Origin of the sequence: Ruminococcus sp. 1001713B170207_170306_F1 (assembly GCF_015668065.1) — a bacterium.
Classification (GTDB): Bacteria; Bacillota; Clostridia; order Lachnospirales; family Lachnospiraceae; genus Blautia_A; species Blautia_A faecis.
This window is the reverse complement of sequence record NZ_JADPEX010000037.1, coordinates 1-26257: the sequence shown is the minus strand read 5'-3', so window position 1 is coordinate 26257 and position 26257 is coordinate 1. Positions and strand designations below refer to the sequence as shown.

36 protein-coding genes are annotated in these 26257 nt (G+C 41.3%); 30 read left to right on the top strand and 6 right to left on the bottom strand.

The window, feature by feature from the left end:
• Positions 1–29: 29 nt before the first annotated feature.
• The 24 genes from I4V84_RS17940 (at position 30) to I4V84_RS17825 (ending at position 19890) form a co-directional block, all read left to right on the top strand.
• The gene (locus I4V84_RS17940; RefSeq protein WP_182370853.1) at positions 30–176 is read left to right on the top strand and encodes a hypothetical protein; all 147 of its coding nucleotides are present in this window, start codon (positions 30–32) and stop codon (positions 174–176) included.
• Positions 163–441 (top strand): hypothetical protein, encoded by a 279-nt coding sequence (locus tag I4V84_RS17935; RefSeq protein WP_117639995.1) that lies wholly within the window; start codon positions 163–165, stop codon positions 439–441. The genes I4V84_RS17940 and I4V84_RS17935 overlap by 14 nt, the downstream gene beginning before the upstream one ends.
• On the top strand, positions 442–1005 hold the full coding sequence (locus I4V84_RS17930) for a PcfB family protein (protein WP_117639997.1): 564 nt from the start codon (positions 442–444) through the stop codon (positions 1003–1005).
• Entirely contained in the window at positions 1002–2825 is a 1824-nt protein-coding gene (locus tag I4V84_RS17925; RefSeq protein ID WP_117639999.1) for a VirD4-like conjugal transfer protein, CD1115 family, read from the top strand. Before I4V84_RS17930 ends, I4V84_RS17925 begins: the two co-directional genes overlap by 4 nt.
• 127 nt (positions 2826–2952) lie before the next feature.
• On the top strand, positions 2953–3168 hold the full coding sequence (locus I4V84_RS17920) for a Maff2 family mobile element protein (protein ID WP_005334815.1): 216 nt from the start codon (positions 2953–2955) through the stop codon (positions 3166–3168).
• 19 nt (positions 3169–3187) lie between these two features.
• A complete protein-coding gene (locus I4V84_RS17915) occupies positions 3188–4060 on the top strand; it encodes a VirB6/TrbL-like conjugal transfer protein, CD1112 family (RefSeq protein ID WP_055055578.1) in 873 nt (290 codons plus the stop codon).
• Positions 4061–4082: 22 nt separating this feature from the next.
• Entirely contained in the window at positions 4083–4472 is a 390-nt protein-coding gene (locus I4V84_RS17910; RefSeq protein WP_118565751.1) for a PrgI family protein, read from the top strand.
• Positions 4387–6894: a VirB4-like conjugal transfer ATPase, CD1110 family gene (locus tag I4V84_RS17905; protein WP_347709069.1), complete on the top strand. Its 2508-nt coding sequence runs from the start codon at positions 4387–4389 to the stop codon at positions 6892–6894. The genes I4V84_RS17910 and I4V84_RS17905 overlap by 86 nt, the downstream gene beginning before the upstream one ends.
• Positions 6878–7336: a hypothetical protein gene (locus I4V84_RS17900; RefSeq protein ID WP_003864573.1), complete on the top strand. Its 459-nt coding sequence runs from the start codon at positions 6878–6880 to the stop codon at positions 7334–7336. The genes I4V84_RS17905 and I4V84_RS17900 overlap by 17 nt, the downstream gene beginning before the upstream one ends.
• 51 nt (positions 7337–7387) lie before the next feature.
• Entirely contained in the window at positions 7388–9631 is a 2244-nt protein-coding gene (locus I4V84_RS17895; protein ID WP_118565753.1) for a CD1108 family mobile element protein, read from the top strand.
• Between the two features lie 26 nt (positions 9632–9657).
• Entirely contained in the window at positions 9658–9966 is a 309-nt protein-coding gene (locus tag I4V84_RS17890) for a DUF4315 family protein (RefSeq protein ID WP_117499802.1), read from the top strand.
• A complete protein-coding gene (locus tag I4V84_RS17885) occupies positions 9941–10672 on the top strand; it encodes a CD1107 family mobile element protein (protein WP_118565754.1) in 732 nt (243 codons plus the stop codon). Before I4V84_RS17890 ends, I4V84_RS17885 begins: the two co-directional genes overlap by 26 nt.
• Before the next feature lie 75 nt (positions 10673–10747).
• A complete protein-coding gene (locus tag I4V84_RS17880; RefSeq protein WP_118565755.1) occupies positions 10748–12859 on the top strand; it encodes a DNA topoisomerase 3 in 2112 nt (703 codons plus the stop codon).
• Between the two features lie 28 nt (positions 12860–12887).
• The gene (locus I4V84_RS17875) at positions 12888–13937 is read left to right on the top strand and encodes a DUF5688 family protein (protein ID WP_118565756.1); all 1050 of its coding nucleotides are present in this window, start codon (positions 12888–12890) and stop codon (positions 13935–13937) included.
• Positions 13938–14018: 81 nt separating this feature from the next.
• Positions 14019–16040 (top strand): YodL domain-containing protein, encoded by a 2022-nt coding sequence (locus I4V84_RS17870; RefSeq protein WP_118565757.1) that lies wholly within the window; start codon positions 14019–14021, stop codon positions 16038–16040.
• On the top strand, positions 16037–16297 hold the full coding sequence (locus I4V84_RS17865) for a transposon-transfer assisting family protein (protein ID WP_005423594.1): 261 nt from the start codon (positions 16037–16039) through the stop codon (positions 16295–16297). Before I4V84_RS17870 ends, I4V84_RS17865 begins: the two co-directional genes overlap by 4 nt.
• Complete coding sequence (locus I4V84_RS17860; RefSeq protein ID WP_118565758.1) at positions 16287–17171, top strand: DUF4316 domain-containing protein; 885 nt, start codon at positions 16287–16289, stop codon at positions 17169–17171. Before I4V84_RS17865 ends, I4V84_RS17860 begins: the two co-directional genes overlap by 11 nt.
• A gap of 3 nt (positions 17172–17174) precedes the next feature.
• Positions 17175–17465, top strand: coding sequence for a molecular chaperone (locus I4V84_RS17855; protein ID WP_118004269.1), 291 nt, complete (start codon positions 17175–17177; stop codon positions 17463–17465).
• 199 nt (positions 17466–17664) lie between these two features.
• On the top strand, positions 17665–17745 hold the full coding sequence (locus I4V84_RS20925) for a TnpV protein (RefSeq protein WP_330420003.1): 81 nt from the start codon (positions 17665–17667) through the stop codon (positions 17743–17745).
• Positions 17746–17958: 213 nt separating this feature from the next.
• Entirely contained in the window at positions 17959–18288 is a 330-nt protein-coding gene (locus I4V84_RS17845) for a DUF6442 family protein (RefSeq protein WP_005349825.1), read from the top strand.
• Positions 18285–18491, top strand: coding sequence for a helix-turn-helix transcriptional regulator (locus tag I4V84_RS17840; protein ID WP_003865061.1), 207 nt, complete (start codon positions 18285–18287; stop codon positions 18489–18491). The genes I4V84_RS17845 and I4V84_RS17840 overlap by 4 nt, the downstream gene beginning before the upstream one ends.
• A gap of 9 nt (positions 18492–18500) precedes the next feature.
• The gene (locus I4V84_RS17835; protein WP_008121271.1) at positions 18501–18803 is read left to right on the top strand and encodes a hypothetical protein; all 303 of its coding nucleotides are present in this window, start codon (positions 18501–18503) and stop codon (positions 18801–18803) included.
• A gap of 19 nt (positions 18804–18822) precedes the next feature.
• Positions 18823–19620, top strand: a complete 798-nt coding sequence (locus I4V84_RS17830) for a YhfC family glutamic-type intramembrane protease (protein WP_243053256.1) — start codon at positions 18823–18825, stop codon at positions 19618–19620.
• A 78-nt stretch (positions 19621–19698) separates the two neighbouring features.
• Positions 19699–19890 carry a PC4/YdbC family ssDNA-binding protein gene (locus tag I4V84_RS17825; RefSeq protein ID WP_055249572.1) on the top strand — a complete coding sequence of 64 codons (192 nt, stop codon included), beginning with the start codon at positions 19699–19701 and terminating at the stop codon, positions 19888–19890.
• A gap of 77 nt (positions 19891–19967) precedes the next feature.
• Here the strand turns inward: I4V84_RS17825 and I4V84_RS17820 are convergent, their stop codons facing one another.
• The 6 genes from I4V84_RS17820 to mobC are packed head-to-tail and all read right to left on the bottom strand — an operon-like array spanning position 19968 to position 23693.
• Positions 19968–20246 (bottom strand): helix-turn-helix transcriptional regulator, encoded by a 279-nt coding sequence (locus tag I4V84_RS17820; RefSeq protein WP_118143298.1) that lies wholly within the window; start codon positions 20244–20246, stop codon positions 19968–19970.
• A gap of 4 nt (positions 20247–20250) precedes the next feature.
• On the bottom strand, positions 20251–20664 hold the full coding sequence (locus I4V84_RS17815) for a deoxyuridine 5'-triphosphate nucleotidohydrolase (RefSeq protein ID WP_040015613.1): 414 nt from the start codon (positions 20662–20664) through the stop codon (positions 20251–20253).
• On the bottom strand, positions 20654–21433 hold the full coding sequence (locus I4V84_RS17810; protein WP_118565760.1) for an FAD-dependent thymidylate synthase: 780 nt from the start codon (positions 21431–21433) through the stop codon (positions 20654–20656). The genes I4V84_RS17815 and I4V84_RS17810 overlap by 11 nt, the downstream gene beginning before the upstream one ends.
• A complete protein-coding gene (locus tag I4V84_RS17805) occupies positions 21420–21746 on the bottom strand; it encodes a hypothetical protein (protein WP_003864545.1) in 327 nt (108 codons plus the stop codon). Before I4V84_RS17805 ends, I4V84_RS17810 begins: the two co-directional genes overlap by 14 nt.
• 29 nt (positions 21747–21775) lie before the next feature.
• Positions 21776–23329 (bottom strand): relaxase/mobilization nuclease domain-containing protein, encoded by a 1554-nt coding sequence (locus I4V84_RS17800; protein ID WP_118565761.1) that lies wholly within the window; start codon positions 23327–23329, stop codon positions 21776–21778.
• Positions 23307–23693: a plasmid mobilization relaxosome protein MobC gene (gene mobC / locus I4V84_RS17795; RefSeq protein WP_005334781.1), complete on the bottom strand. Its 387-nt coding sequence runs from the start codon at positions 23691–23693 to the stop codon at positions 23307–23309. Before mobC ends, I4V84_RS17800 begins: the two co-directional genes overlap by 23 nt.
• 382 nt (positions 23694–24075) lie before the next feature.
• Here mobC and I4V84_RS17790 point away from each other — a divergent pair, with 382 nt between their 5' ends.
• The 6 genes from I4V84_RS17790 (at position 24076) to I4V84_RS17765 (ending at position 26147) form a co-directional block, all read left to right on the top strand.
• Positions 24076–24501, top strand: coding sequence for a GNAT family N-acetyltransferase (locus I4V84_RS17790; protein ID WP_117499790.1), 426 nt, complete (start codon positions 24076–24078; stop codon positions 24499–24501).
• 25 nt (positions 24502–24526) lie between these two features.
• A complete protein-coding gene (locus tag I4V84_RS17785) occupies positions 24527–24718 on the top strand; it encodes a DUF6019 family protein (RefSeq protein WP_008373533.1) in 192 nt (63 codons plus the stop codon).
• A gap of 51 nt (positions 24719–24769) precedes the next feature.
• Positions 24770–25105, top strand: coding sequence for a DUF3784 domain-containing protein (locus I4V84_RS17780; RefSeq protein ID WP_023923463.1), 336 nt, complete (start codon positions 24770–24772; stop codon positions 25103–25105).
• A gap of 27 nt (positions 25106–25132) precedes the next feature.
• Positions 25133–25321: a hypothetical protein gene (locus I4V84_RS17775; RefSeq protein ID WP_005342828.1), complete on the top strand. Its 189-nt coding sequence runs from the start codon at positions 25133–25135 to the stop codon at positions 25319–25321.
• A 46-nt stretch (positions 25322–25367) separates the two neighbouring features.
• On the top strand, positions 25368–25763 hold the full coding sequence (locus I4V84_RS17770) for a DUF6483 family protein (RefSeq protein ID WP_117570147.1): 396 nt from the start codon (positions 25368–25370) through the stop codon (positions 25761–25763).
• Between the two features lie 69 nt (positions 25764–25832).
• Entirely contained in the window at positions 25833–26147 is a 315-nt protein-coding gene (locus I4V84_RS17765) for a DUF3784 domain-containing protein (RefSeq protein ID WP_029471623.1), read from the top strand.
• Positions 26148–26257: the final 110 nt, after the last annotated feature.

Sequence of the window (26257 nt, the reverse complement as noted above, 5' to 3'; positions counted from 1 at the left end):
TGTGGACGCTTTTTTAGATGGGAGAAACCATGAGAAATATCATTATTTTTGTTGCTCTTCTGGGAGTAGCGGCAATATTTACAGTTTTGTATTGTCTCATTGCTGCCGGAAGTCAGGCAGAGAAAAAACTGACAGAAATCATGAAAAAAGAGGAAGAACGGAATGAAGACAAATAAAGATCTGATCATAGAACCAAATGCAGCTATTGAGGGAAGAAAGTACAGCGAAGAAAAGCCATGGTCCTGCAAGTACTGTTACTGGTGGGGAGGCAAAAAGAAAGGCTGTAGCTTGAAACAGTGCCACTATCTGCTTCCGGAAAAGAAAAAAGCAGTAAAAACGACACCATGTAGTGGCTGTCCGTATGGAAAACATGTTCCATGTATCGGATATTGTATTGCCCGTCTTTATTCTGAGATGAAAGGAAAGAAAGGACGTGGGTAATTGCAGGAAGAAGTAAATCAGAAAGTGATCAGCCTGAGCATCCAGGGAGTCAAGATCACTGCCAGTGTGCTAAAAGCAGCCCTTCGGAAGTTCCTGGAAATGGACAACCGTAGGAAACAGAAAGCAACGCAGGTGAAAATGGCTGAAAAGACCGGACGAGCTCAGGAGAAAGGAAGGGAAAAAGCCCGAAAAAAGATTGAAAAGAAAAAGCCACATGGAAAGCAGACCATCAAGCAGCTGAATGCACAGGGAGTACAGCTTTCCAACTTAAAGATCACAGATGAAAATATCAAATCTTTTGATCGTGTGGCAAGAAAATACGGCATTGATTACAGCCTGAAAAAAGAGGTTGGTGCGGATCCACCGAAATTTCTGGTCTTCTTTAAGGCCAAAGATGTGGATGTGATGACAGCGGCTTTCCGGGAATATGCCGGAGTAGAACTGAAAAAGAAACAGTCGAAGAAACCATCCGTCAGAAAGAAACTGCAGAAATCTGTAGAAAGAAAAGCAAAGCACCGCCAGCGTGTGAAGCAGAGACAAAAATCCAGAGGTCAGGAACGATGATCCGGGAAAAATTACAGAAGATCCAGGTCAAACGGCTGGTGATCTTAAATCTCCCATATTTCTTTATTTTCTATGTAGCAGATAAAGGATCCTGGCTGTACCGGCATTGCCTGGGAGAAAGCATGGTCCAGAGACTTGGCGTGATGTTAGTCAATTTCCGACTGGCATTTTTAAGCTGGCTGCCAAGTGTCGCTTTGCAGGACCTTGCAGTAGGTGTTCTGGTTGCAGGTGCATTAAAACTGGTGGTCTACTATCGTTCAAAAAATGCAAAGAAGTTCCGACAAGGTGTGGAGTATGGATCGGCCAGATGGGGAAATAGAAAAGATATCGAACCCTTCATGGATCCGGTCTTTGAAAACAATGTCATCCTCACAGAAACGGAACGTCTGACCATGAACAGCCGACCAAAAGCTCCGAAGTATGCCAGAAATAAGAATGTGATCGTTATCGGTGGTTCCGGATCTGGTAAGACAAGATTCTATGTGAAGCCCAACCTTATGCAGATGACGGATCACGTATCCTATGTGGTCACTGATCCGAAGGGTACGATCATCGTCGAATGCGGGAAGATGCTGGTAAATGGAGGATACCGGATCAAGGTATTAAATACGATCAACTTTAAAAAGTCCATGCATTACAATCCGTTCCATTATATCCGGAGTGAAAAAGACATCTTGAAGCTGGTCAATACCATTATCGCAAATACCAAGGGTGAAGGCGAAAAATCAACGGAAGATTTCTGGGTGAAGGCCGAACGTCTTTTGTATTCTGCACTGATCGGATACATCTGGTATGAGGCACCAGAGGAAGAACAGAACTTTTCTACTCTGTTGGAATTTATCAATGCCAGTGAGACCAGGGAGGATGATGAAGAATTTAAAAATGCAGTGGATGAATTGTTTGAAGAGCTGGAAGCAGAAAATCCAGAACACTTTGCAGTAAGGCAATATCGCAAGTACAAGCTTGCTGCCGGCAAAACTGCAAAATCGATTTTGATTTCCTGTGGTGCCAGACTTGCACCATTTGATATTCAGGAACTAAGAGAAATCATGTCCTATGACGAGATGGAACTGGATATGATCGGTGATCAGAGAACAGCTATGTTTGTCATCATCAGTGATACAGATGACACATTCAACTTTGTGGTAGCAATCATGTACACCCAGCTCTTTAACCTGCTTTGTGATAAAGCGGATGATGAGCATGGAGGCAGGCTTCCCTATCATGTACGACTGCTTCTTGATGAGTTCAGCAATATCGGACAGATCCCAAAATTCGACAAATTGATTGCTACGATCCGAAGCAGGGAAATCTCCGCTTCTATCATTCTGCAGTCACAATCTCAGCTGAAAACAATCTATAAGGATGCGGCTGAGACGATCACGGGTAACTGTGACACCGTTCTTTTCCTGGGTGGAAAGGAAAGTTCCACACTGAAAGAAATATCAGAAACCCTGGGAAAGGAAACCATAGATCTTTACAACACATCAGACACCAGAGGTAGCAACCGGTCCTATGGGCTGAATTATCAAAAGACTGGAAAAGAACTGATGAGTAGAGATGAGCTGGCGGTCATGGATGGAGAAAAATGTATCTTACAGCTTCGTGGAGTCCGGCCGTTTTTAAGCAACAAATATGACATCACAAAGCATAAACGGTACAAAGAGCTTGCCGATTTTAATAAGAATAATGCGTTTGATGTCGAAAAGTATCTGGCACACCGACTGGTGATGTCCGAAGATACAGAATTTGAAATGTATGAAGTAACTGTAACACAAGAAGACGTATCAGCGATTGAAGCTGAGGAAGGTGAGGACTGATATGAAAGAAAGAATTCGAGCACCCTGCTACTACTGATAAGGATACAAAAAGGTCTGAATAAAAGGGAAAGGAGTAGAGCCAAACGCTTACAGACCATAAGAAAAGCGTTTGTTCATACATTTGATTATGGCTTTTTTTAGCAGTGCAATCAATATCCTTCAGACACTGGTCGTTGCAATCGGTGCTGGTCTTGGTGTCTGGGGCGTAATCAACCTGATGGAAGGTTATGGAAACGACAACCCGGGTGCAAAATCCCAGGGAATTAAGCAGCTGATGAGCGGTGGTGGTGTTATCCTGATCGGAACACAGCTGATCCCGCTTCTGAGTGGATTATTTGGTTAAGAGAAAGGAGTAGAGATCCATGTTCAGTCAGATTTTTGATGCGATTGAGGAATGGATGAGGGAACTCTTAACCGGGATGATCACTTCCAACCTGGACACGATGTTTACTGATGTCAATCAAAAGACCGGTGAGATCGCTACCCAGGTTGGACAGACCCCGCAAGGGTGGAACGGCAGCATATTCAGTATGATCCGGAACCTATCGGATTCCGTGATCATGCCGATCGCAGGTATTATTATCACACTCGTACTCTGCTACGAATTGATTTCTATGCTGACCGAGCGTAACAACATGCATGATATTGATACCTGGATGTTTTTCAAGTACTTCGTAAAAATGTGGATCGCTGTGTATCTGGTGAGTAACACATTTACGATCACAATGGCGGTATTCGATGTGGGTCAGCACGTAGTTAATTCTGCGGCCGGTGTTATCACAGGAAGTACCGCCATTGATATTTCTTCGGCATTGACGGATCTTTCCACAACACTGGAAAGTATGGAAATCGGAGAACTTGTTGTATTGGCGCTGGAAACCCTTATCGTCGGCTTCTGTATGAAGATCCTGTCTGTACTGATCACAGTGATCATGTATGGACGTATGATAGAGATTTACCTATATACCTCAGTTGCGCCGATTCCATTCGCAACTATGAGTAACAGAGAATGGGGACAGATCGGCACGAATTATTTCAGAGGACTCTTTGCCCTGGCTTTCCAGGCATTTCTGATGATGGTATGCGTTGCAATCTATGCAGTGCTTGTTGCAGGTATCCAGTATTCAGATAATCTGAGTTCTTCATTATTTGGCGTTATGGCTTACACGGTGATCTTATGTTACAGCCTCTTTAAGACGGCATCCTTAAGTAAGTCGATATTTAACGCGCACTAAATTACAGGAAGGAGTGAAAATCATGGCATATGTCAGCGTACCGAAAGATTTAACGAAGGTAAAGAATAAAGTGGCATTTAACCTGACCAAAAGACAGCTGATCTGTATCGGGATAGGTGCTGCAATGGGAATTCCAAGCTATTTTCTCTTGCGTAATGTGATGGGAAACAGTAATGCAGCAACGGTCATGGTGCTTTTAATGTTACCGGCATTTTTATTTGCCATGTACGAAAAAGACGGGATGCATCTGGAAGATGTTCTGATGCATATGATCCGGGTGAAGTTTCTTCGTCCGCTCGTCAGAAAATATGAAACTGAAAACTATTATGAGACAGATCCGGAACAGATCAGACAGTCTCCGGATGCAGGAAAACCGAAAGGAGGAAAAACGGTTGCAAAAAAAGAAAAATAAGAAAACTGTCGCAGATACCGGATACAAAAAAGTAGACAGAAAAGAGAAAAAGAAAAAAGAAAAGCAGGAAGAGAAACGCAGGCAGAAAAAACTGTCCGTCCAGCAGTCGATCGCTTATAAGGAAATGGGAAGAGATGGAATCTGCAGGGTACAGGGAAAAACTTATTCTAAGTGTATCCGCTTTTATGACATCAACTACCAGCTGGCTCAGAATGAAGATAAAAATGCAATCTTTGAAAACTGGTGTGATTTCCTCAATTACTTTGATGCCAGTATCCATTTTCAGCTGAGCTTTATCAATCATAAAAGCAGCATGAAAGAATTTGAACAGGTCATCCGGATCCGGCCACAGGAGGATGCTTTTGATGATGTCCGTATGGAATACGCAAAGATGTTGAAACAGCAGCTGGCAAAAGGAAACAACGGTCTGGTGAAGTCAAAATATATCACCTTTTCCATCGAAGCGGATAATATCCGGGAAGCAAAGCCAAAGCTGGAACGTATTGAATCAGATATCCTGAACAACTTCAAGATCCTTGGAGTTCCGGCATATCCGCTGAATGGCGTGGAACGTCTGCAGATCCTGTATGAGACATTCAATCCGGATGTGATGACAGATTTCCAGTTTGACTATGGATCCATGATCCGGACAGGACTCAATACAAAGGATTATGTGGCACCGACCAGTTTTGTGTTCCGGGACAGAAATACATTCCAGATGGGAAATACCATCGGGGCTGTCTCCTATCTGCAGATCCTGGCGCCGGAGCTTACGGATAAGATGCTGGCAGAATTTCTGGATATTGATAAGAACCTGATCGTCAACCTGCATGTGCAGTCGGTGGATCAGATGAAGGCAATCAAGCTGGTAAAAAGCAAAGTGACGGATATCAATCGTATGAAAATCGAAGAACAGAAAAAAGCAGTCCGGGCCGGATATGATATGGATATTATCCCATCGGATCTGAACACGTATGGCGGAGAAGCGAAAAGGCTTCTGGAAGACCTGCAGTCACGAAATGAGCGTATGTTCCTTGTAACAGCGCTCTTTTTAAATACCGCAAAGACAAAGCAGGCACTGGATAATGCCATCTTCCAGACTGCCGGTATCGCCCAGAAATATAACTGTGTACTGAAACGTCTGGATTATCAGCAGGAAGAAGGACTTATGAGTAGTGTTCCGTTGGGAGTAAATCATATCCCGATCAAGCGGGCTCTTACGACTACCAGCACAGCAATCTTTGTTCCATTTACGACACAGGAACTATTTATGGCGGGAGAATCCTTATATTACGGATTGAATGCCCTTAGTAACAACATGATTATGGTGGATCGTAAAAAGCTGAAAAACCCGAATGGATTGATCCTTGGTACACCTGGATCCGGTAAATCCTTTGCAGCAAAAAGAGAGATCACCAATGCGTTCTTTGTTACGAAGGATGACATTATCATCGGAGATCCGGAGGGCGAGTATTACCCGCTGGTCCATGCACTTGGCGGACAGGTAGTACACATCTCACCAACCAGTAAGGATTATATCAATCCGATGGATATCAATATGGATTATTCCGATGATGACAATCCACTTGGTGTGAAATCTGATTTTGTCCTGTCCTTATGTGAGCTAATCATGGGAAGCAGGGATGGTATTGAAGCAGAGGAAAAATCAGTGATCGACCGTTGTCTTCCACTGGTGTATCAGAAGTACTTTGCAGATCCAAAACCGGAAAACATGCCGGTCCTTGGTGACCTGTATGACTGCCTCAGAAAGCAGAAAGAACCACAGGCCCAGAGAATTGCAACAGCACTGGAAATCTATGTAAATGGATCACTGAAAGTATTCAACCATAGAACCAATGTGGAACTGAATAATCGAATTGTCTGTTTTGATATCAAAGAGCTTGGAAAGCAGCTGAAGAAAATCGGAATGCTCATCGTCCAGGATCAGGTATGGAACAGAGTTACGATCAACCGTGGCATCAAATCCACCAGGTACTACATCGATGAGTTCCACCTTCTGCTCAAAGAAGAACAGACAGCAGCTTATTCCGTAGAAATCTGGAAGAGATTCCGTAAATGGGGAGGTGTACCGACTGGTATCACTCAGAACATTAAGGATCTTCTTGCCAGCAGGGAAATTGAAAATATCTTTGAGAACAGTGATTTTATCCTGATGCTGAACCAGGCGGCAGGTGACAGACAGATCCTCGCAAAACAGCTGAATATTTCCCCATATCAGTTGTCTTATGTGACGAATTCCGGGGAAGGAGAAGGACTTCTTTTCTATGGAACAACAATTATTCCATTTAAGGACAAGTTCGATAAGACCTTGAAGCTGTACAGTTTGATGACTACAAAACCGGAAGAAGTTGAAAAACGAGAGAAAGAAATGGAGGCGGAAAAACATGAAGGAAATCGATAAGATCCGAATCAGGCAGTGGAACCAGGATAATCCTTACATTCAGATGAAAAATCTGGAAAATGCACAGCCTGGATACCGTGTTCATACAGTCAATGATGATCATCATCTGTATGAACTTCCGCTGGAAACACAGAATATTATCCTTGACTGGGTATTCTGGAATTTTTATCCGGCACAGAAAATCTATCCGCATCTTACCAGTGATGATCTGAAAGAAGTTTTGTATAAACGTACCCAGATCCATCTGCACAACAATCAGTTCAAGGAGGCTATGCTGATCAATGGTTTCTGGCCGAGAGATCCGAGTGAATTGAACTGGGTATTTCATATTCAGGCGAGCTCTCCGGCAATCAGGACACAGGCAGATGGTTATCCTGGTATCCCGATTATAGGACGCCAGGAACTGAATGAGTACAGAAAGAAAAGTTGTGCCAGGAGGTGATGACCTATAGCTGGAAAAGAATTTAAAGGCAAAGATAAAAAGGTCGCAAAGATGACCAGAGATGGTCTGACAGAAGAAAATCTCCATGATGGTAGTGTAAAAGATATCAGTCACAGGAGCCGTGGGCGACCGGAAACTAAAGAAGAATTTGTTCCTGAACGGGAACGGAAAAAGGCTGAGAATGAAGATTCAAAATCGGGAAAAGGTAAACGACTGCAGATGGAAAAGATCCGGAAATCTTCTGTCCGGCAGGAAGCTGTTGAGAATACAGTTGAAGTTACACCGGAAGAAAAAGTATCCGGATATCGAAAGAAACTGCATCGCCATGAAAAAATCCCGGATGATGATAACACTCTGAACAGCCAAAAGAAATCCATTCGGAAGAAACAGCTGCAAAAACAGATGACCAAAGAACAGGCAAAAGCCGGAAGATTATCCTTTGATGATGAAGGAAATCAGATGGTGAAAGGTGCTGGCATGAAACCGGGAGGGACAGCCGGGAAATACATTGCCACACAAGCTGTTATATCTGGCATGAAAGCAGTCTCTTCCGAAGAGGAAGAAACAGATGAAAATGCAGGTGTGGAAAGTGCCAGACTTGTAGAGCGTGAAACAGAAGATGCGTTACGTGGTCTGCGTCATACTCAGATCCGCAGCAAACGGACGGATGTGAAAACCCATCGCAGAGGTTATCGTGAGGCTACCGTAGAAAAGAAACTGAAATTTGGTTCTGCAGAAAGTATGGAAGGAGTCAAACATGCAGAATCGGTAAAGAACGCTGAGCAAAAGAGACATTTCTATAACCGCTTCTTTCAGAAAAAACGATATAAGGATGCATACCGGGCAGCCAGAGCCGGAAAATCCGTTGGCAGTCTAGGTGGAGCAACAACCATTGCCGGTGTCGAGAACATGACGGTAAAAGCAAAGATTGCCTTGAAAGAGATTATAAAGCGTAATCGTGCCATGTTCGCAGGCATCGGTATTTTTGCGCTTCTTTTTCTAGTCATTTCAGTATCTCTGGGGAGCTGCAGTGCTTCTATCGAGGGAGCTGGATCTGTGATTGGTATTACAACGTATCCAAGTTCAGACGAGGATATCTATGCTGCCGAAAACAGATATGCTGCTTTGGAAAGTGCCTTGAACCAGCAGATTAATGAGATGGAACGAAGACATCCGAATTATGACGAGTATCAGTACAACATTGCTGAGATTGGTCATAATCCATACCATCTTATCTCGTATCTTACCGCAAAATATGGGGACTGGACGTACTCAGATGTTGAAAACGAGCTGCAATCTCTTTTTGAAGCACAATATCATCTGAATACAGAAGGTCGAACAGAAACGGTGACAGAAACCAGAAATGTTCGAGTCGGAGAATCATTAGGACAGGTAGTGACCAGCGGATATTGTAACTGTCGAATCTGTTGTGGCGTATGGTCCGGAGGCCCAACTGCCAGTGGGGCATATCCTACTGCAAACCATACCATTGCTGTAGATGCATCCAATCCATTTGTGCCGATCGGAACTAAGGTAGTAATGAATGGTGTGGAATACACGGTTGAGGATACCGGAGCCTTTGCACGATATGGTGTGCAGTTTGACGTTTACTATGATAACCATGCTGCCGCTTCTGCTCATGGACATCAGACCTGGGAAGCCTATATCGCAGATGACAATGGCAGTCAGGAAGTAACGGTTACCAGTACAAGCACTAAGAAGATTCTATATGTGACACTGACAAATGGAAGCTTTGATGCTGTGGCAAGAGCCAATCTGAATGCGGAGCAGCTGATCATCTACAATGCATTAAATACGACCTATGGAAACAGAAATTATCTGTGGGATGTAAACAATGTGACCAGTGGAGCAGGCGGTAATGGAATGAGTTATGAGATTCCACCGGAAGCACTGCAGGATGAAGAATTCGCTCGGATGATTCGAGAAGCAGAAAAATATCTGGGAGTACCTTATGTATGGGGCGGTTACTCTCCGTCCGGATTTGACTGCTCAGGTTTCGTATCTTATGTCATTAACCACTGTGGTAATGGCTGGAACTATGGACGATTGACCGCGGATGGATTAAGAGGCGTATGTACTTATGTATCACCGCAAGAAGCAAAACCAGGAGATTTGATCTTCTTCCAGGGAACGTATAACACATCTGGTGCAAGCCATGTGGGTATCTATGTCGGTAATAATATGATGATCCATTGCGGGGATCCGATCCATTACTCAAATATCAGCACATCCTACTGGCAGCAACACTTCATGTGCTTTGGAAGACTGCCATAAAGGGGTGAACGAAGGGAGGTGAAAGTTTGAATAAAAAGATTAAAAAATATCTGGATGAGATTGCCAAGACAGAGAAAAAGATTGCGGATCTGCAGCAATATCTCAGAGGTGTCCAGGCTGCATTAAAGCAGGAAGAGGACAATGAGATGATCAGGTGCATCCGTGGTATGAAGATGGAGAATGGTCAGTTATATGATCTTTTGGATGGTATCCAGAAGGGAACAGTTAAATTTCAGGTAAGCAGGGAGTCTGACGAAGAAGGTTCGGGCTCCTTTGTATTCACAGAAAAAAATAAGGAGGAAAATCAGAATGGTGAAATGGAAGAAAATGAATAAGAAAATGGCAGGAGTGTTGTTGGGAGTCATGATGCTTTTTACAGCATCAACCACAGCATTTGCCTATGTGGATGAATCAGCAGAGGCATCCAAAGCAGAGACAACTCAGACAGAGCAGTCAACAGACAAAGAAGACAAAAAGGACGAGGCGGCAAGTACAAGTGAGGTGTTGCCAGAAGATGGAACAGACAAGGGAACTGCATTTACGACACCTGGAAATGGTGAAGTTAAAGATGACATTACCGATGATTCCACAAAGGAGTTTCTTACAGTTACAACGAAGAATAATAATACTTTCTATATCGTGATCGACCGCAGTGCCACATCCCAGAATGTCTATATGTTATCCCAGATTGATGAAAATGATCTTTCAGAGTTTCTGGATAAAGACAGCACTGCTACTGTCGTAACACCACAGCCAGATACATCAAAGGTTGTGCTGGATGAAACAAATAATGAGGATGTAGACAAGGAAGCTACCGTTGATCCGGAGAAAACAGCATCTACCAAAACCAATATGGGTGCAATGGCAACAATCCTGATCCTGGCTCTCGGCGGTGTAGCAGCATACTACTACTTCAAGATCTATAAGCTAAAGAAAGAGGAAGACGAGGATGATCAGCCGGAAGGGTTGGAAACAGGTGGACTGGAAGAAATTCCGGATGAGGAAGAGTCTGAAGACGAAGATTTTGAAGAAAATGAATAATAAATAAACTTTTTTAGCGGAGGGGACTGTAAAACATGCTCTCTCCGTTTCGTTATATGAAGGAGGTTATACATCATGTATTTAGTAATTGCAGAAAAACCAAGTGTATCAAGAGCAATCGCAGAAGTGATTGGAGCACAGGAACGAGAAGACGGATATTTAAGAGGAACCGACTGTATGGTCAGCTGGTGCTTCGGACATCTGGTCGAGTATGTTTCACCGGATGTCTACGATGAGAAATTTAGCCAGTGGAGATATGAAGATCTCCCGATCATCCCGAAAGACTGGAAAGTTACAGTCTCAGAAGATAAGAAAGATCAGTTCTATATCTTAAAAAGACTGCTCAACAGTCCGGAAATTGAATACGTCGTAAATGCCTGTGATGCCGGACGTGAAGGAGAATTAATCTTCAAACATGTCTATGACTTATCCGGAAGTAAAAAGCCGGTGAAACGATTATGGATCAGTTCTCTGGAAGATTCAGCAATCCTTGATGGAATGCAGCATCTGAGATCCGCAGAGGAATACCGACATCTGGCCGAAGCTGCTGTATGCCGTTCTCAGGCTGACTGGCTGGTAGGAATGAATGCAACCAGAGCTTACACCACAAAGTACTTCAAAAAGCTGACCGTTGGAAGGGTTCAGACACCGACACTTGCCATGTTGGTGGAACGTGCCGGACAGATCAGCAATTTCCAGAAAGAAAAGTATTTCAATGTGGAACTCGATTGTGATGGAATTCCGGCTGTAAAGCCAAAAATCTTTGATCCGGATGAGGCGGAACAGTTAAGAAGCAGATGCCAAGGAAGTGAAGCTATTGTCACAGCAGTAAAAGAAACGGAAAAGAAAGTAAAAGCACCAAAGCTTTATGATCTGACCACACTGCAGAGAGAAGCAAACCGTATCTACGGAATGACAGCCAAACAGACACTGGATACCGCTCAGAGCCTGTATGAAAAGAAACTGATCACTTATCCAAGAACGGACAGCCAGTATCTGACCGAAGATATGGAGCAGACCGCAAGAAATGTGGTTCGTCAGATTTATGAGAAATATCAACTGACAGGTCCGTTTGATCAGCCGGAGCAGCCAGATGTGAAGAAAGTCATGAATAACAGCAAAGTGACAGATCACCATGCAATCATCCCAACGATGGAGCTTGCATCCAGCCATCTGGATGAACTGAAATCCTGGGAAGAAAAGATTCTCTTCCTGATCGCAGTCCATACGGTCATGGCAATGAGTAAGGATCACATTTACCAGGAAACAGAGATTGAAGTGGAATGCCAGGGAGAAATCTTCAAAGCAAAAGGAAAGATTGTTCTGCAGGATGGATGGAAACTCTTTGAAAACTGCTTCAAAAATAAGGATCGCATGGCAATCGTAGATCCGGATCAGGAAATGAAAGAGAGGATGCCGAAAGTAACCCAGGGACAGACTTTCTATGCTGTAGCTGCAGAAAAGACAGAACATTTTACATCGCCACCAAAACCATACAGCGAAGATACTCTCCTTGCGGCAATGGAAACAGCTGGAAATAAGGAATTCGATGAAGATACGGAAAAGAAAGGATTAGGAACTCCGGCAACAAGAGCCGGTATCATCGAGAAACTGATCTATTCCCAATATGCTACCCGAAAAGGAAAAAAGATTCTTCCAACAGATGATGGAAAAGTCCTTGTGGAGATCCTGCCAGACTTTCTGAAATCTGCAAGTATGACTGCAGAATGGGAAAATCAGCTGCTTTTGATGGAGCATGGAGAAATTGCACCGGAACAGTTTATGACCGGGATCAAAAACATGCTCACCATGATGCTGAATGGATGCGATGCAATCTCCGAAGAAGAAACAAGAAGATTTCAGACCAGAGAAAGTATTGGAACCTGTCCGGTATGTGGAAGCCTGGTATACGAAAGTAAAACCAACTTCTATTGCAGTAACCACGATTGCCATTTTGCTCTCTGGAAAGAAAATCGCTATCTGCAGAGCATGGAAAAAGCCATGGATAAGAAGATGGCTGCAGAACTTCTGAAAAGTGGAAGTGTGCATGTAAAAGACCTGTATTCCAAAAAGAAGAATATGTACTTTGAGGCAGATCTTCTTATGGATGCAGATGAAACCGGAAGGGTAAATTTTTCTTTATCCTTTCCACAAAAGAAACCAAAAAACAAAAGCAAAAAGAAATAAGAAAACAGATTAGAGGAGGAAACGAAGAATGAATTTTAATGAATTTGTAAATGAAGTAAAGGACAATATCAAACTCTTTTTACCAAAGGATTATGAGAATGCAGAAGTATCAACGATGGAGTGTCAGAAACTGAACCGTGCCTATACGGGATTGATGGTGAGAAAAGAAGGTGAGATGCTTACCCCGACGATTAATCTTAATCAGCTGTATGAAGCATATAAAGCACAGCCTGGCGTAACAATGGAAACTGTATGCAGAAAGATTGCAGATATAGTCATTGAGACACCGATACAGATTGATCTGAAGTCCATTTTAAATTATGAAGACGTGAAGGACAAGCTGTTTATCCGTGTATCATCAGCCGAAGCAAATAAAGAAGTCCTCGAAAATGCGCCGCATCAGCTGAAGGAAGACCTCGCAATTACCTATCATGTGGCAGTAGGCAAGGATCAGGATGGATTAAGTTCCATGTTTATCAAGAATGATCTGCTTGAACAGTATGGAATCTCGGCAGAACAGCTTCATGAAGATGCGATGAAAAGTTCACCGCGAGTTATGGTCCCGGAGGTATCAAGTATAGGTGCATTGATAGATGAAATGTATCAGAAAAATATTCTCATGCTGACACCGGATGAACGTGAAATGCTGCAGGAAACATTGCAGGAATCAAGTGAGATGCCGACATTCTTTTTTGTTACGAATACAGAAAGAATTGATGGAGCCGGTGTGATCTTTTATCCGGAATTCATGGATAACATGGGGGAACTTCTTGGAAATGATTTCTTCATTTTGCCATCATCCATCCATCAAATGCTGGTCTTTCCAGATGACGGGCAAGTGGATGCAGAAATGTTAAGAGATATGGTAAAAGAAGTAAATGCCACTCAGGTAGCCCCCGCAGAACGCCTTACCAATGATGTATATCACTTTGATACAAAGGATCATGTCTTTGAAAAAGCTGACAGATTCACAGAACGTCAGAAAGAAAAAGAAGCACAGGCTGCAAAAACGGAGAAAGCCGGAAAAGAACAGCCGGATAAGAAACCGAAAGCAAAGAAACATGATATGGAACTTTAATACCAAGCATGAAAAACGTTAAATGAGCAAACGCCCTGCGGCATAAAGAAATGTCGTAGGGCGTTTTTGGAAAGGAGTATTATGACAGAACAAAATAAAACTACTACTATTCCACTGCCTGTTCAGGGAAAAGATATGGACAGCATTATGCAGTCACTGGAATCCGGTGTGGAAGAACTTTTTACAAGTAACCGCTATCAGGAATTTCTTAAAACCATGGCAAAGTTTCACAATTATTCCTTTAACAATACAATGTTGATTGCTATGCAGCGACCGGATGCCACACTTGTTACCAGCTACAAAAACTGGCAGTCCATGGGTAGACAGGTCATGAAGGGCGAAAAAGGAATTACGATCATCGCACCAGCACCATATAAGAAAATGAAGGAAAAAGAGGTCCTGGATGAAAATCAGCGACCAATCATGGGAACCGATGGAAAACCTAAGACTGAAAAAGTGGAAGTTACGGTTCCACATTTTAAAGCAGTTACCGTCTTTGATATTGCTCAGACATCCGGGGAACCAATCCAGACACTAGCACCGGAATTATTGACTGCAGCTGTGCAGGATTTTGATTCTTTCATGCAGGCTATTCAGAAAATATCCCCAGTGCCGATACGATTCGATGAGATCAATGGCAATGCCAATGGATATTATCATAATGCAGACAAGGAAATCGTGATCAAAAAAGGGCTCAGTGAAAGTCAGACCTTAAAGACTGCTATTCATGAAACCGCCCATGCTAAACTGCATGACAAGGAAATCATGGAAAGCCTTGGTGTAGAAAAAGACCGTCTGACAAAAGAAGTTGAAGCAGAATCCGTTGCTTACTGTGTGTGTTCTTCCTTTGGTTTGGATACATCGGATTACAGTTTTCCTTATATTGCAGGTTGGAGCAGCAGCCGGGAAATGAAGGAAATGAAAGCATCTATGGATGTGATCCGCAAGACAGCCGGTGAAATGATCGATCAGCTTACAGAAGAACTGGAAATCATTCTTGAAGAAAAACAAAAAACAGAATTACATGAAAAATACGGCATTCTGGTAGATGCACTGGAAGCAGCCGGATACCGCTATGATTATCGGGAAAGCGAACCGGGACATATTGTACTGGCACCGGATGGGACACATGAAATTGCCGGGTATTTGCAGTTTGAATCATGGGGAGATATCAAAGATTGGCTGGAAGATACGATTGCAGAAGGAACGGATATTTCGGAAAGAGTTGATCGGGCTTTGTATCCATTTAAGTTTGATTATACCCTAGAGGAAGAAATGTTCAGAGGTAATGGTGACCGCTATGCGATTTACCATGTGGATGAAGGCACACCGGGAAAACAACATTTATTTATGAATATGGCAATGGTCAAAGAAGATGGCATTACAATCGATGCAGCAAATTATAAATGTGTCTATTCTGGCAGATTACATGAAAATGAAAAGCTGGATGATTTGTATGCCGTATTCAACGATAATCCACCGGCAGATTATAAATCACATTCTATGTCGGTCAGTGATGTTATCATTACAAACCGTGGTGGGGATATGCAGGCATATTACGTGGATCGATTTGGATTTGCAGAACTTCCAGACTTTGCAGCACAAAGAGAAAAAATACTCGATATTGTCCCGGAAATAGAAAATGTGGATTATGAAAATGATCTTACATGTATCAGTTTTTATGCGGCTGAATGTGCTGAATTTCCTGTAATGGGTGAAGTACATTATGACCTGACATTACCAGAAGCCTTGGAAGCTTATGAGAAAATCCCATCAGAACGTATGCATGGACTGAAATGTGTTGGCTTTGATCTGAAAGACGGAAGTGATTATGAAGGAATGCAGAGTCTGATGATCGAAGGAAAAATACAGAAAGAATTTTTGAATTCGATTCCTGGATTTAGAGAAAATTCTTATGTGCAAAATGCAATCAGTCGTGTGGAAAAGTACTTGGAAGAAAGACATCCAAATATGGAAAATCCTCTGGAATCCAATAAGAAAGTGGATAACGAAAAAAATATAAGCGAAGAAAAAAACGAGAAGGAGCTGAATATACAGATGAAACCAATACCGAAAAAGAAAAGGGGGGAAATGAGCCTATGAGAAATGTAAACCTGGAAGAAAACGAACTGACTATTACTGCTATCTTCCAGCAGCACACAAAGGAAGAAACAATCCAAACACTGAAAGAAGCTTTGGAAGTTTTGGAACAGGAAGAAAGTGATCCTGAGAATGATGAAATGATTGAGATCATCAATTCTACAGTTGGAAAATTACAGCAGATCGAAGACAAATACTACTATTCTCTGGATCTGAATTATTATCTGAATAACTTGGAGGACGATGCCTATGAAGCTTAATCAATTTGCAGTCTACCGAGTAGATCAGCAGACAGCAGGAAAAGCACTGTGGCATCTGCCATATCAAGAGGCAAGACAGCAGAATGTGTCGATTACTGTCGAAAATTACCGATTAATCTCGATTCATGAAATGCAGGAAAATGAAAAAGTCGCTGACATCTGGAAACGGACGAAAAAACAATGCGAAGTCAGTGACGTGCTCGTATTGAACAAGAATGGAGAAATCAGCTGCTACTATGTAGATGAGAACTATCCACAGTATCTGGCCGGATTTATTCGTATCAACACATCCGGTGCACTGATCACTATGGAAACTGAGAATTATCAGATTAATGGGAAAAAGGGGAACTGGATTGCAACAGACACCATCATTATTGATGGAAAACAGTTTTATTTGATGGAACATCAGGTATACCGAGATCAGGCCCAGGGTATTATCCTGGATGCCTATGGAAAAATGGTTGTCGAAGAATGTAAGAAATTCGACGAAAAAACAAAACAAAAGATCCATAATTACATTCAACAGCAGGCACCGCTAAATTCAGTCGAACAGTTAAAACAAGATGGTCAAATCCGTCTGGAACATTACCAGAAGTTCTACCAGAACGGCACTTATGAACGAAGCAGAGAATCCGGTACCGAAGCCAATTATGATATGGTGGATGGTTTGGTGAATAATCAGAAGAAGAATCCAGAAAAGATCTCTGATGCCCACAGCAACAAACAGACTTCCCGAAATGAACAGGATAATAAACCTAAGAAACGAAGATCTGTGATCAAGCGACTCCATCAGAAACAGATTGCTATTGCTCGCCGGTCCGGAAAGCCGATACCAAAATATCTGGATCAGGAAATGGAAAGAAAGCGGGGGTAGAATATGCGAAGGTTAAAGTGTGAAAAAGAAACGATTATTCTGACCAATGAAGATGACGGATTCTATGATGTGTATACCTTCAATCAGAGCTTGCAGAAACGGTTACGGACTTTTGCTGAGAAGTATCCAGATGATTGCTGGTTGAAAGGATTTTCTGAGGATGGAAGTGAAACGTATATGATCAGAAAAGGACGGTTGTCATTGAATTTAAGACCACCCTATTCTAAGGACAGAATTCATAAAGCAACAGAACGAATTATTGAAGAACAGAAAGAACAATCGAAGGATTCATAGAATGCGATTTAAGAAAAAAAAGCCTCATGACCATGAGGAAAAATGAAAGCAAAATACGTTAGCTAATAAAGTGTATAGGCTCAAAAGGGAAAGTGCCCTTTTGGGCCTTATTTTGTGCTTTGCTATAAGTAATACCACGATTAAAGGGCAAAAACTAGCGTTTAAGCAGGGTGTAACGGAAGAACTGAAAGCAACGGATATGATGAGATGGATAGGATTGATGAATAACATTCGAGCCTGTGCCGATGAGATTGTATTGAATGATATTGTGTATTCCTAACGGATACCAACCGAAGAAGAACTGCTGTCAAACCGATGGCAGTTTTTCTTTTTCGGCATGTATTCAAGAAGTCATTAAGTCGTGAGTATAATCGAAGTGGTAGAAAAGTTATCTCTTATATCGGTTGTAACTTTTTTATGACTCTATTGACAAGAAAACTTGGTATGTGTATAATTAAAATATGCAAAGAAAACTTGGCATGGAGGTGTTTTTATGAAAAAGGACGAAATCTTAAATGCAAGCAGAAAAGAACATCGCAATAAGGACTTGGCTGAAATGGAAGTGGTATATCAAGCCGGAAGTCACGCAAGCAGAGTTGGTGCTTTAGTGTGTTGTTTACTTTCGCTGTTATCTTCTGTGCTTGCTCATACTATGATTTATAGTCCGTGGGTTATATACTTCAGCATTATTGCAACACAATGGTTAGTTCGTTTTATCAAAATGAAGCGAAAGAGCGATTTGGTCTTGACTGTTCTGTTTTTTGTGTTTTCCATTTTGGCATTTGTTGGATTTGTTAGCCATCTTTTAGAGGTGAGAATATGAAAGAACAATTACAACTGAAAAATCACTTAAAGGAAGTTCGCACAGAAGCAAATCTTTCTCAAGCTCAGCTTGCAGAAATGGTAGGGGTATCAAGAAATACCATTAGTTCTATTGAAACAGGACAGTTTAATCCAACTGCAAAATTGGCTCTAATTCTTTGTATTGCATTGGACAAAAAATTTGAGGAACTATTTTATTTTTAGGAGGTCATTATGGAAAATATTATAATGTTGATTTTGGGAGTGTTCATATCTGTTGTGGGAATTGTAAATATCAAAGGCAATATCAGCACAATTCACTCTTATAACAGGCGAAAAGTAAAGGAAGAAGATATACCAAAGTATGGAAAAACAGTCGGCACAGGAACGCTGATTATAGGAATATCTCTTGTATTAGGTTTTATTGTTTCGTTTTGGAGTGAAATAATTATAGATTATATCATTCTTCCAGCAGTTATTGTCGGATTAGGCTTTATATTGTATGGACAGTTCAAATACAATAAAGGAATTTTTTAAGAATCAGGGAGGTATAAAGATGGAATTGAACACAATATCAGGACTGGCGATAGCGGGAGTTATCTGCTCCGTTGTCCTCTCGATGGGGGTACCGATTGCTTTGTTCATTGCAGGAAGGGTGAAGCTTAAGGCAAGGATTTCTTCGTTCTTTATCGGAGCAGGAACCTATCTGCTGTTTGCCATGCTGTTGGAGCAGCTGCTGCATGTTCTTGTCATTCAGTTCTGCGGACTGAACGCACAGAGCAGGCCATGGCTTTACTATGTGTACGCGGCTTTGGCTGCAGCGGTTTTTGAAGAGACTGGAAGACTGATTGCCATGAAGTTCTGGATGAAGAAATGGCTGGATTTTCCAAATGCACTGATGTATGGAATCGGGCATGGCGGTGTGGAGGCCATTCTGCTCGGAGGACTCTCCGGAATCAGCAATCTTGTGTCCATGCTGATGATCAACAGCGGAGCCATGCAGAATACGTTGGCGGCACTTCCTGCTGAGTCTGCAAACCAGACCGTGTCACAGCTGTCGGCCCTATGGACAACACCGGCACCACTCTTTTTTGTAAGCGGAATCGAAAGAATCAGTGCCATCATTCTGCATATCGGGTTGTCACTGCTGATCTACCGGGCGATAAAGGCAGGCAAATGTAGGACAGCGGCTTTTACAGCGGTTCTTGCATATGGGATTCATTTTATCGTGGACTTCTTTGCCGTGGCAGGTCCGGCGCTTCTTCCCATCTATGTGATTGAAATTGGTGTCTTTGTGATGGCAGCCGGAACTCTTGTTATGGCGCTGAAGATGGGAAGGATGGAAGAACTGTGAATTCCAGTTTTCTGCTATCATAAAACAGAATATATCTGACAGAACGCACCGTAGAAATACGGTGTTTTTTGTTACCCAATAGGAATACTTTCAGAAAGTGCCAAAGGTTGGAAAAAAGAATTAAATATGATTTCATGGAATGGAGCTGCAGAAAAATATGATATTCGTGACTGGGCACCAGAACATGAAAAAATGGGAAAAGGAATTACTTTATCTCAAGAAGAGGCAGAAGCTCTGTATGAGTTACTGGGTAAAACTCTAAAAAAATAGTTGTAATTAAATAAGCCAAAGACGTTTGATTGGGTGAACAGTTAAATGTCTTTGGCTTTCTTCGTAGAAATATAAATTTAATCCAACTCCGCCCCTAACTCATACCTCCAATATTCTGCCGCTTCATACTCTCTAGGTTCTGAGAGTACTGGTACGGTAAAGAGTTCAACCGGAACACCGAGTGTTGATGCGAAGAGTTTCATAAGATCCTCTTTTGGTGTTCGGACATCGCCTTCATATTGAGCAATCCGGACATCAGCACAGCTGTAGGGAAATCCAACAGCTATGCCAAGTTCTTTCTGGGTGAGATGATTTTTCTGTCTTAAGTGTTTTAATTTTCTTCCAAATGTAATCATAGTATTATTCTCCTGTACTTCCAAAAGCCCCGGTTCCTCGTTCATTACCAAGGTCCAGGACAAAATCTGCGATCACGACCGGTGTAATCACCAGCTGACCGACGCGTGTGTCTTTATGAATGGTCTGAGAAGATGTGCTCACATTGCTGATAATGGCATGAATCTCACCACGGTAACCGGAATCAATCGGTGGAAGTTCGCATACCAGTCCTTTTGCTGCCATGCTGCTTCGTGGAAAGACATATCCGGCAAATCCATCTGGGATGATGAGACCGAATCCAAGTGGAATTCTTGCAACCTCGCCTGGTTTTAATACGCAATCATAAGGCATGAATACATCCGCACCGGCATCATTTTCATGTGGTCGGAAGGGATGATGATCTGCTTTCAGACCAAAGTCAATCAGTTTAATCTTTATGGCTGCTCACCTCCTTCCTGATGAGCAATGGATAATCTTCTTTTAAGATATCAGCAGGAGTCCAAAGTTTTGAAATAGGATTCTGGCAGGACATCTGTTTTTCCATGCAGCTTCCTCTCTGACAGAATGGACCGGTCAGATCCGGTGCAAAAAGGATCGGGCTTAATTTGTACAATCTTTGCCAGATCTGTAGCATCACAATCCTTGTTTCATCCGTATTTCTTCGGCAGGTTCTTTGGCCAATCATATGCTTCCACTGGTAAGGTGTCGCGCTGATGATCAGTACGTTTCGAAGTCCCTGAGGTGTGGCATATCCGGCTGAATCATGATCAATGCCTAAGGCACAAAGCTCTGCATAATGATCCAGATCTGACTGACAGCTTTTCTTGTAAATATCCTGGATTTCTTTATCTGCTTTCATGATTCCATATGGAATAGCAAATGCAGCATGACCGGAATAATTGCTGTACTGCAGAGATGCACTCATGTACTTTACTTCGTTCTGATGTCTTGTGATCTGTGCCAGGAAGCGTCTGCTTGCACCAACAACAGCTACGGTAATGACCATGAATTTCTGCACGGTTGGATGCGGAAGCCCTGCAATGTTTTCTACAGTCTTCTGACTGTAGGATTGACGGTAAAGATCCATCAGATCTGCCATGTTCTGGATCGTATGACCGTGTTGTGTGAGTCTGGCAGCAAAGACCATATTCTGTTCTGCTTCCCGGATTCCATAGCAGTTTAAGATAGCTGTTTCAATGTGATCCATAGGCCTGTTCCTCCTTTACCAGAGCTTTTAAAAGGATCAGATAATTGATGCAGTCTGTGATTTTTTCATCCCACTGTTCCATGTCAAAATGTAACAGAGTGGAATAACACATATCGTAAAGGGATACGACATGTTTCGACATCATACCGGCCAGTGCTGCTTTTGGATCGCAGTTTTGTAAAGCGGCAGCAATCTTGAATGCACTGAGGCGGTCAATATTGTCACCGGTATATTCTTTCTTTTTATGTGCCAGAATATCGGCACACTTTCTCATCTGAAGTTCAAATACAATATTAAATTCTTCTTGTGTCATGTGATAGTTCCTCCTTTGTTTTGTGATGGTTATCTTTCGAGATCCTTGGTTTTTGATCTTACTGGTTCCGGAATCTGCATCTGAAGAATGAAATCAACATTCTGATCGGCAGTATCCAAATCTTTTAATTTTTCTTTCAAGCTGCTTATTGCTTCTTCTTCGGAAGCTATCTGCTGTTGCAGTTTTTCTTTTTGTAAAGTCAAGGTTTTTAGGCTTGTCATCTTTCCATCCTGATAAAAGGATCTCAGCCAATCTCTGGCTTCTTCATATTTCTGAATTTCCTTCGCATGTTCTTTCCGGTACTTTCCTTTGTACTTTGCTTTTGAAAACTGGGAATAAACTTCCTTATTTGCATAGTACTGTCCGGTATAACGGATCTGATTGTTGAGGATTCTTAGATCGGAATGATGCTGAGCAACCTGTGTCTGCATTTCTTTTAGTTCCTGCTTTGAGGCAAGCAGTGTGTTTTTCAGATCTGACTGCGTATCAAATCCATGTTCCTGCACATAGATAATGGTATTTGCCATTTGCTGCAGGTTAGAAAGTTTTACCCGATGAGCATAAGCCGGGCTCTGCATTGCTTTCACATTTGTCTGGAGATTTACAACCAGGCGCAGGTGAGATCTGATGTAGAGAATGGCCAATGGATCCTTGCGTAAGAAGGTCTGTTCCAGGTATTCTTTTCCATATCGTGTTCCCAGTGCACGTTCAGTAATCCGCTTCTGTCGATCAGGATGAAGATAGCTGTATCTGCCACGATGCTCAATCACAGAGATTTGAAATTGTTCCAGAAGTTTGGATTGGAATTCATCAAAACTATTGGATGTGGCAGCACATTCATCAATTGTATTTCGCAAATATTCTTTCTGTGTAAGGAACACGGTGGATGTTGGCTTGAGACCATCTTCGATGATTTTCTGATTGATCTCATCCAGTTTTTGTTGGCCATGTTTCTGTGCCATATACTCTTTCTGAGTGATTTTTTTCTCAGCCGGTGCAAGAAGATCTATTTGGTGAAGTCCTTCCTGTTGGCACCGATCCATGACGGTTTTCTTAAAAGTGTTCATGAATTTATCAGTGGATCGATGCTTGTAACCGGCGGCTTCCTCATGTGGTTTATCCATATAAGGCCGCCTTTCCACTGCAGTCTTTCGCACACTGTTGATGACGATATGAGTATGGATATTTCCGGATTCATTGTGACCATCAGTATGCGTAACCACCAGTGCCTGATATCCGGGAAACATCTGCTTTGCAAGGTCCAAACTGATTGCCTGTGCTCTCTCTCCGGTAAGACCGTTTTCTGTAACATCGGCTGGATCGTAGCTGATAATGTAGTGGTGACTTTTGATATCTTCACGTTTCTTATTTTTGTGAAAATGAGCATTTGTCAGTTCACATTCCTTGTCAAAAGACATCGGATCACAGTTCAGTCCATCCATATAAAACTCTTTTCGTAGGATGCTTCGTCCGGATTCATCTACAATCTTTTTCCCGGTTTTTTCATCATGTTCAAACAGAAGGTAATTGATAGCAGCCGAGTAATTTGCATTTCTGCTTTTAATGTGTTTTACGATTGCCATTCATACCACCTGCCAGTTTCAGTACCTCTTTTCTCAATAGGAATAAGTCCGTGATGCACTGATGGATTTCATTTTCTATAGCACGAGACTGACTGCCACCACTGTTAAAATGCTTGGCGATCTGATTGAGATTCGATCCGATTTTTCCATATTCACTGACCAGTTTTCTGAGATCATTCATGTCTGCAACAACTTCAATCTGATGATGGATTTGCTTTTCCAATAGAAGTTTCCTCAGATATTCTGATCGGCTAACAGATAAACAAGCAGCGCCTTGGTCTAATAAATCCAGTTCGACATCTGTAAGACGTAATCCTATAAAATGTCTGTGATTCAGTTCTTTATCTTTGTTTTTTGTTCTCATACTCCTCCTTTCGCTGAGACTATTCCTCCCGCCGGGAATCCACGTATTTCAATATCGGCTGTCCCTTCCGATATTAGAAATAGTGCTGTGAACACCTTTAGGTGGAACCAACAGACAAGTGAAACGTCTGTTATTGAGAGGGTATGGGGAGATCCCCATCAAGATAAATCCCATAGGAGAACAGGATGCCAAATGGCAATACTGTTAAACATGGGTGGATCTTGCTCTGTATGTGTACCCCTCTATATAACGAAACGCTCAGAGACTGTTTTACAGTGGGGGAAAAGAAAAAATATCAAAAAAATGATGATTAATGGTGAGCTTGTGATAGAATGAAAAAAAGAGAAAAGCATAAAGGATGTAGTTGTGGAGAAAATTTGTTATGATTAGAAAGTTGCTGAACGGAGATATCGATAGAATTGCTGACATATGGTTAAAGACAAATCTGAAAGCCCATTATTTTATTTCCAATCAATACTGGAAAAGTAATTATGAATTAGTAAAAGAAATGATGTCACAATACGAAGTTTATGTGTTTGAAGCAGATAAAATGATACAAGGATTTGTAGGACTAAATGATAAATATATAGAAGGTATTTTTGTCTCCGATGAAATGCAGTCATGTGGCATAGGTAAGCTTTTATTAGATTATGTTAAGGATAAAAAAGTTAGCTTACGATTAAATGTATACCAGAAGAATGCCAGAGCAATTTCTTTTTACCAAAGAGAAGCGTTCATTATTCAATGTGAAGGCTTGGATGAAGCTACTGGTGAAAAAGAGTACACTATGCTATGGAAACGAAAATAGAAATCGAAATTTGGAGGATTGAATTATGTGGAATGAATTAGGTATAAGTGGAGGAACCGCAATTGTTATTTTGATTGCGCTGTATTTCGTTATCAAATGGGCAGTGAAAAATGGCATCAAAGAAGCCTACAGTGCTATCACTGGAAAGAAAACTGTTGAAGATATCCAAAACGAAAAAGAGCTGAAAGAACTTGGATTGGATTCAGAAGATCAATAACTTCCAGCTTTTGAAACTGAGAAATTGGTATTTTAAGAGGAGGTATGTATTATGAATATAGGATTTTGGTCATGTATAATTTTGGTTATACCATTTGTAATTATAGGTGTGTTATTTGCGATTTTTAAGGAAAAAGCAACTAAATTTGTTTCAGGATTTAATTCATTTTCTAAAGAAGAACAAGCAATGTATGATAAAGCTCAGATCTCTCGTGATATAAGAAATCAGTGCTTCATATGGACTGTTATAATGTTAGCAGGAGCGACATTATCCTGCCTTTTAACCCCATATATGGCTATACCAACCTATATTATTTGGTTAGTTCTGTTTTTTAGAGAAGTCCACTTTGATAATCATAAAGCGTTTAAAAAATATTTATTAAAATAAATTATTGTTTGCAGGAGATGCTTATTTATGAAAAAAGGGATAAACAAATCAATCTTATTTTACATTGCATCAGTTCTGTTTTTCATAGCGTCAGCTATTGGCTTTACGAGTGGAAATGAAAGTTCTATGGCTATAGTATGGTTATGTCTTGGTTCTTCATTTCTTTGCTTGGGTTCGACTCATAAGAAAAAGGAAAACAATACAGATGATAAATAATTTCCTGCTTGTATTGTTGGAAAATCGGTAGTTATGGAGGTGAAAAATGTATTTCACAGACGAAAAAGACTATATTATGCGAATGATAAAAGAAATGGTAAGAGTATTATTTTCTTTAATGTTTGGGAAAAAGTATGTTTCTGTTGAACTTGAAAAAGAAAATAAATATGAAGTATCAGGGAAAAATTTGAAAGATTTTCTTGATATGATTGATTCTGGGAAAATTAACGAAGCAGAGAATATACTTTTAGATAGCATTGATTATACAGACAGAAATGAGGTAATGGCAGCAGCTCTTTTCTACCAATACCTTAGTGAGAAGGATAGTGAGTTTTTGAAAAATAACAATTATACAAAAGAAGAAGTGCTTTCTGGTTTTAAGCAATTACTTATGCAGTCAGGATATACTGATTTGCTATGTTTGGTCAAAGATGAGGAGTAATGTAGAAAATTCAAAGAGATAAGAGTGATTGGCTGAAAGGAGAAATTGTATTATATGTTCTATGATTATATGATCTATATTGTTTTTGACTTTATGATGGCAGTGATTATGTTTTTGTTTGGAATGTGGTTTTATAAATCAGAAGGAAAAGCTGCTAATTTCTTGTCGGGTTATAATATGAAATCAGCGGATGAACGAAAGAAATACGATGAGAATGCTATGTGTAAGGCATATGGAAAAAGAATGATGTTTATGTCAGTTCCTTTTATTATTGGAATAATCATAGATATCCAATATCTAGGAATTGGTTGTTTGATTGCATGGGGGATATGGTTTATTATGTTTGTTTTGTTGCTTATTGATAGGCATAAAAGAGAACGTTAAATTCCCATTTATTGGGAAGTCGCTGAGAACGAAAAATCGTTAAGGAAAGAATCGAAGGTGGTGCAAACGAAAAAGCAGTATTGAGACTTTTCATTAACTGCCCTTTCGTT

What these genes read in the sequence shown, in the direction of transcription:
- mobC (WP_005334781.1), bottom strand. Translation starts at nt 23,693, where the DNA reads ATGAGAACAAAAAACAAAGATAAAGAACTGAATCACAGACATTTTATA.
- I4V84_RS17885 (WP_118565754.1), top strand. Translation starts at nt 9,941, where the DNA reads ATGGTGAAATGGAAGAAAATGAATAAGAAAATGGCAGGAGTGTTGTTG.
- I4V84_RS17940 (WP_182370853.1), top strand. Translation starts at nt 30, where the DNA reads ATGAGAAATATCATTATTTTTGTTGCTCTTCTGGGAGTAGCGGCAATA.
- I4V84_RS17800 (WP_118565761.1), bottom strand. Translation starts at nt 23,329, where the DNA reads ATGGCAATCGTAAAACACATTAAAAGCAGAAATGCAAATTACTCGGCT.
- I4V84_RS17830 (WP_243053256.1), top strand. Translation starts at nt 18,823, where the DNA reads ATGGAATTGAACACAATATCAGGACTGGCGATAGCGGGAGTTATCTGC.
- I4V84_RS17870 (WP_118565757.1), top strand. Translation starts at nt 14,019, where the DNA reads ATGACAGAACAAAATAAAACTACTACTATTCCACTGCCTGTTCAGGGA.
- I4V84_RS17900 (WP_003864573.1), top strand. Translation starts at nt 6,878, where the DNA reads ATGAAGGAAATCGATAAGATCCGAATCAGGCAGTGGAACCAGGATAAT.
- I4V84_RS17920 (WP_005334815.1), top strand. Translation starts at nt 2,953, where the DNA reads ATGGCTTTTTTTAGCAGTGCAATCAATATCCTTCAGACACTGGTCGTT.
- I4V84_RS17925 (WP_117639999.1), top strand. Translation starts at nt 1,002, where the DNA reads ATGATCCGGGAAAAATTACAGAAGATCCAGGTCAAACGGCTGGTGATC.
- I4V84_RS17865 (WP_005423594.1), top strand. Translation starts at nt 16,037, where the DNA reads ATGAGAAATGTAAACCTGGAAGAAAACGAACTGACTATTACTGCTATC.
- I4V84_RS17845 (WP_005349825.1), top strand. Translation starts at nt 17,959, where the DNA reads ATGAAAAAGGACGAAATCTTAAATGCAAGCAGAAAAGAACATCGCAAT.
- I4V84_RS17820 (WP_118143298.1), bottom strand. Translation starts at nt 20,246, where the DNA reads ATGATTACATTTGGAAGAAAATTAAAACACTTAAGACAGAAAAATCAT.
- I4V84_RS17915 (WP_055055578.1), top strand. Translation starts at nt 3,188, where the DNA reads ATGTTCAGTCAGATTTTTGATGCGATTGAGGAATGGATGAGGGAACTC.
- I4V84_RS17840 (WP_003865061.1), top strand. Translation starts at nt 18,285, where the DNA reads ATGAAAGAACAATTACAACTGAAAAATCACTTAAAGGAAGTTCGCACA.
- I4V84_RS17775 (WP_005342828.1), top strand. Translation starts at nt 25,133, where the DNA reads ATGAAAAAAGGGATAAACAAATCAATCTTATTTTACATTGCATCAGTT.
- I4V84_RS17910 (WP_118565751.1), top strand. Translation starts at nt 4,083, where the DNA reads ATGGCATATGTCAGCGTACCGAAAGATTTAACGAAGGTAAAGAATAAA.
- I4V84_RS17835 (WP_008121271.1), top strand. Translation starts at nt 18,501, where the DNA reads ATGGAAAATATTATAATGTTGATTTTGGGAGTGTTCATATCTGTTGTG.
- I4V84_RS17770 (WP_117570147.1), top strand. Translation starts at nt 25,368, where the DNA reads ATGTATTTCACAGACGAAAAAGACTATATTATGCGAATGATAAAAGAA.
- I4V84_RS17785 (WP_008373533.1), top strand. Translation starts at nt 24,527, where the DNA reads ATGTGGAATGAATTAGGTATAAGTGGAGGAACCGCAATTGTTATTTTG.
- I4V84_RS17805 (WP_003864545.1), bottom strand. Translation starts at nt 21,746, where the DNA reads ATGACACAAGAAGAATTTAATATTGTATTTGAACTTCAGATGAGAAAG.
- I4V84_RS17765 (WP_029471623.1), top strand. Translation starts at nt 25,833, where the DNA reads ATGATCTATATTGTTTTTGACTTTATGATGGCAGTGATTATGTTTTTG.
- I4V84_RS17895 (WP_118565753.1), top strand. Translation starts at nt 7,388, where the DNA reads ATGACCAGAGATGGTCTGACAGAAGAAAATCTCCATGATGGTAGTGTA.
- I4V84_RS17935 (WP_117639995.1), top strand. Translation starts at nt 163, where the DNA reads ATGAAGACAAATAAAGATCTGATCATAGAACCAAATGCAGCTATTGAG.
- I4V84_RS17905 (WP_347709069.1), top strand. Translation starts at nt 4,387, where the DNA reads ATGAGACAGATCCGGAACAGATCAGACAGTCTCCGGATGCAGGAAAAC.
- I4V84_RS17780 (WP_023923463.1), top strand. Translation starts at nt 24,770, where the DNA reads ATGAATATAGGATTTTGGTCATGTATAATTTTGGTTATACCATTTGTA.
- I4V84_RS17860 (WP_118565758.1), top strand. Translation starts at nt 16,287, where the DNA reads ATGAAGCTTAATCAATTTGCAGTCTACCGAGTAGATCAGCAGACAGCA.
- I4V84_RS17875 (WP_118565756.1), top strand. Translation starts at nt 12,888, where the DNA reads ATGAATTTTAATGAATTTGTAAATGAAGTAAAGGACAATATCAAACTC.
- I4V84_RS17790 (WP_117499790.1), top strand. Translation starts at nt 24,076, where the DNA reads ATGATTAGAAAGTTGCTGAACGGAGATATCGATAGAATTGCTGACATA.
- I4V84_RS17810 (WP_118565760.1), bottom strand. Translation starts at nt 21,433, where the DNA reads ATGGATCACATTGAAACAGCTATCTTAAACTGCTATGGAATCCGGGAA.
- I4V84_RS20925 (WP_330420003.1), top strand. Translation starts at nt 17,665, where the DNA reads ATGATGAGATGGATAGGATTGATGAATAACATTCGAGCCTGTGCCGAT.
- I4V84_RS17880 (WP_118565755.1), top strand. Translation starts at nt 10,748, where the DNA reads ATGTATTTAGTAATTGCAGAAAAACCAAGTGTATCAAGAGCAATCGCA.
- I4V84_RS17855 (WP_118004269.1), top strand. Translation starts at nt 17,175, where the DNA reads ATGCGAAGGTTAAAGTGTGAAAAAGAAACGATTATTCTGACCAATGAA.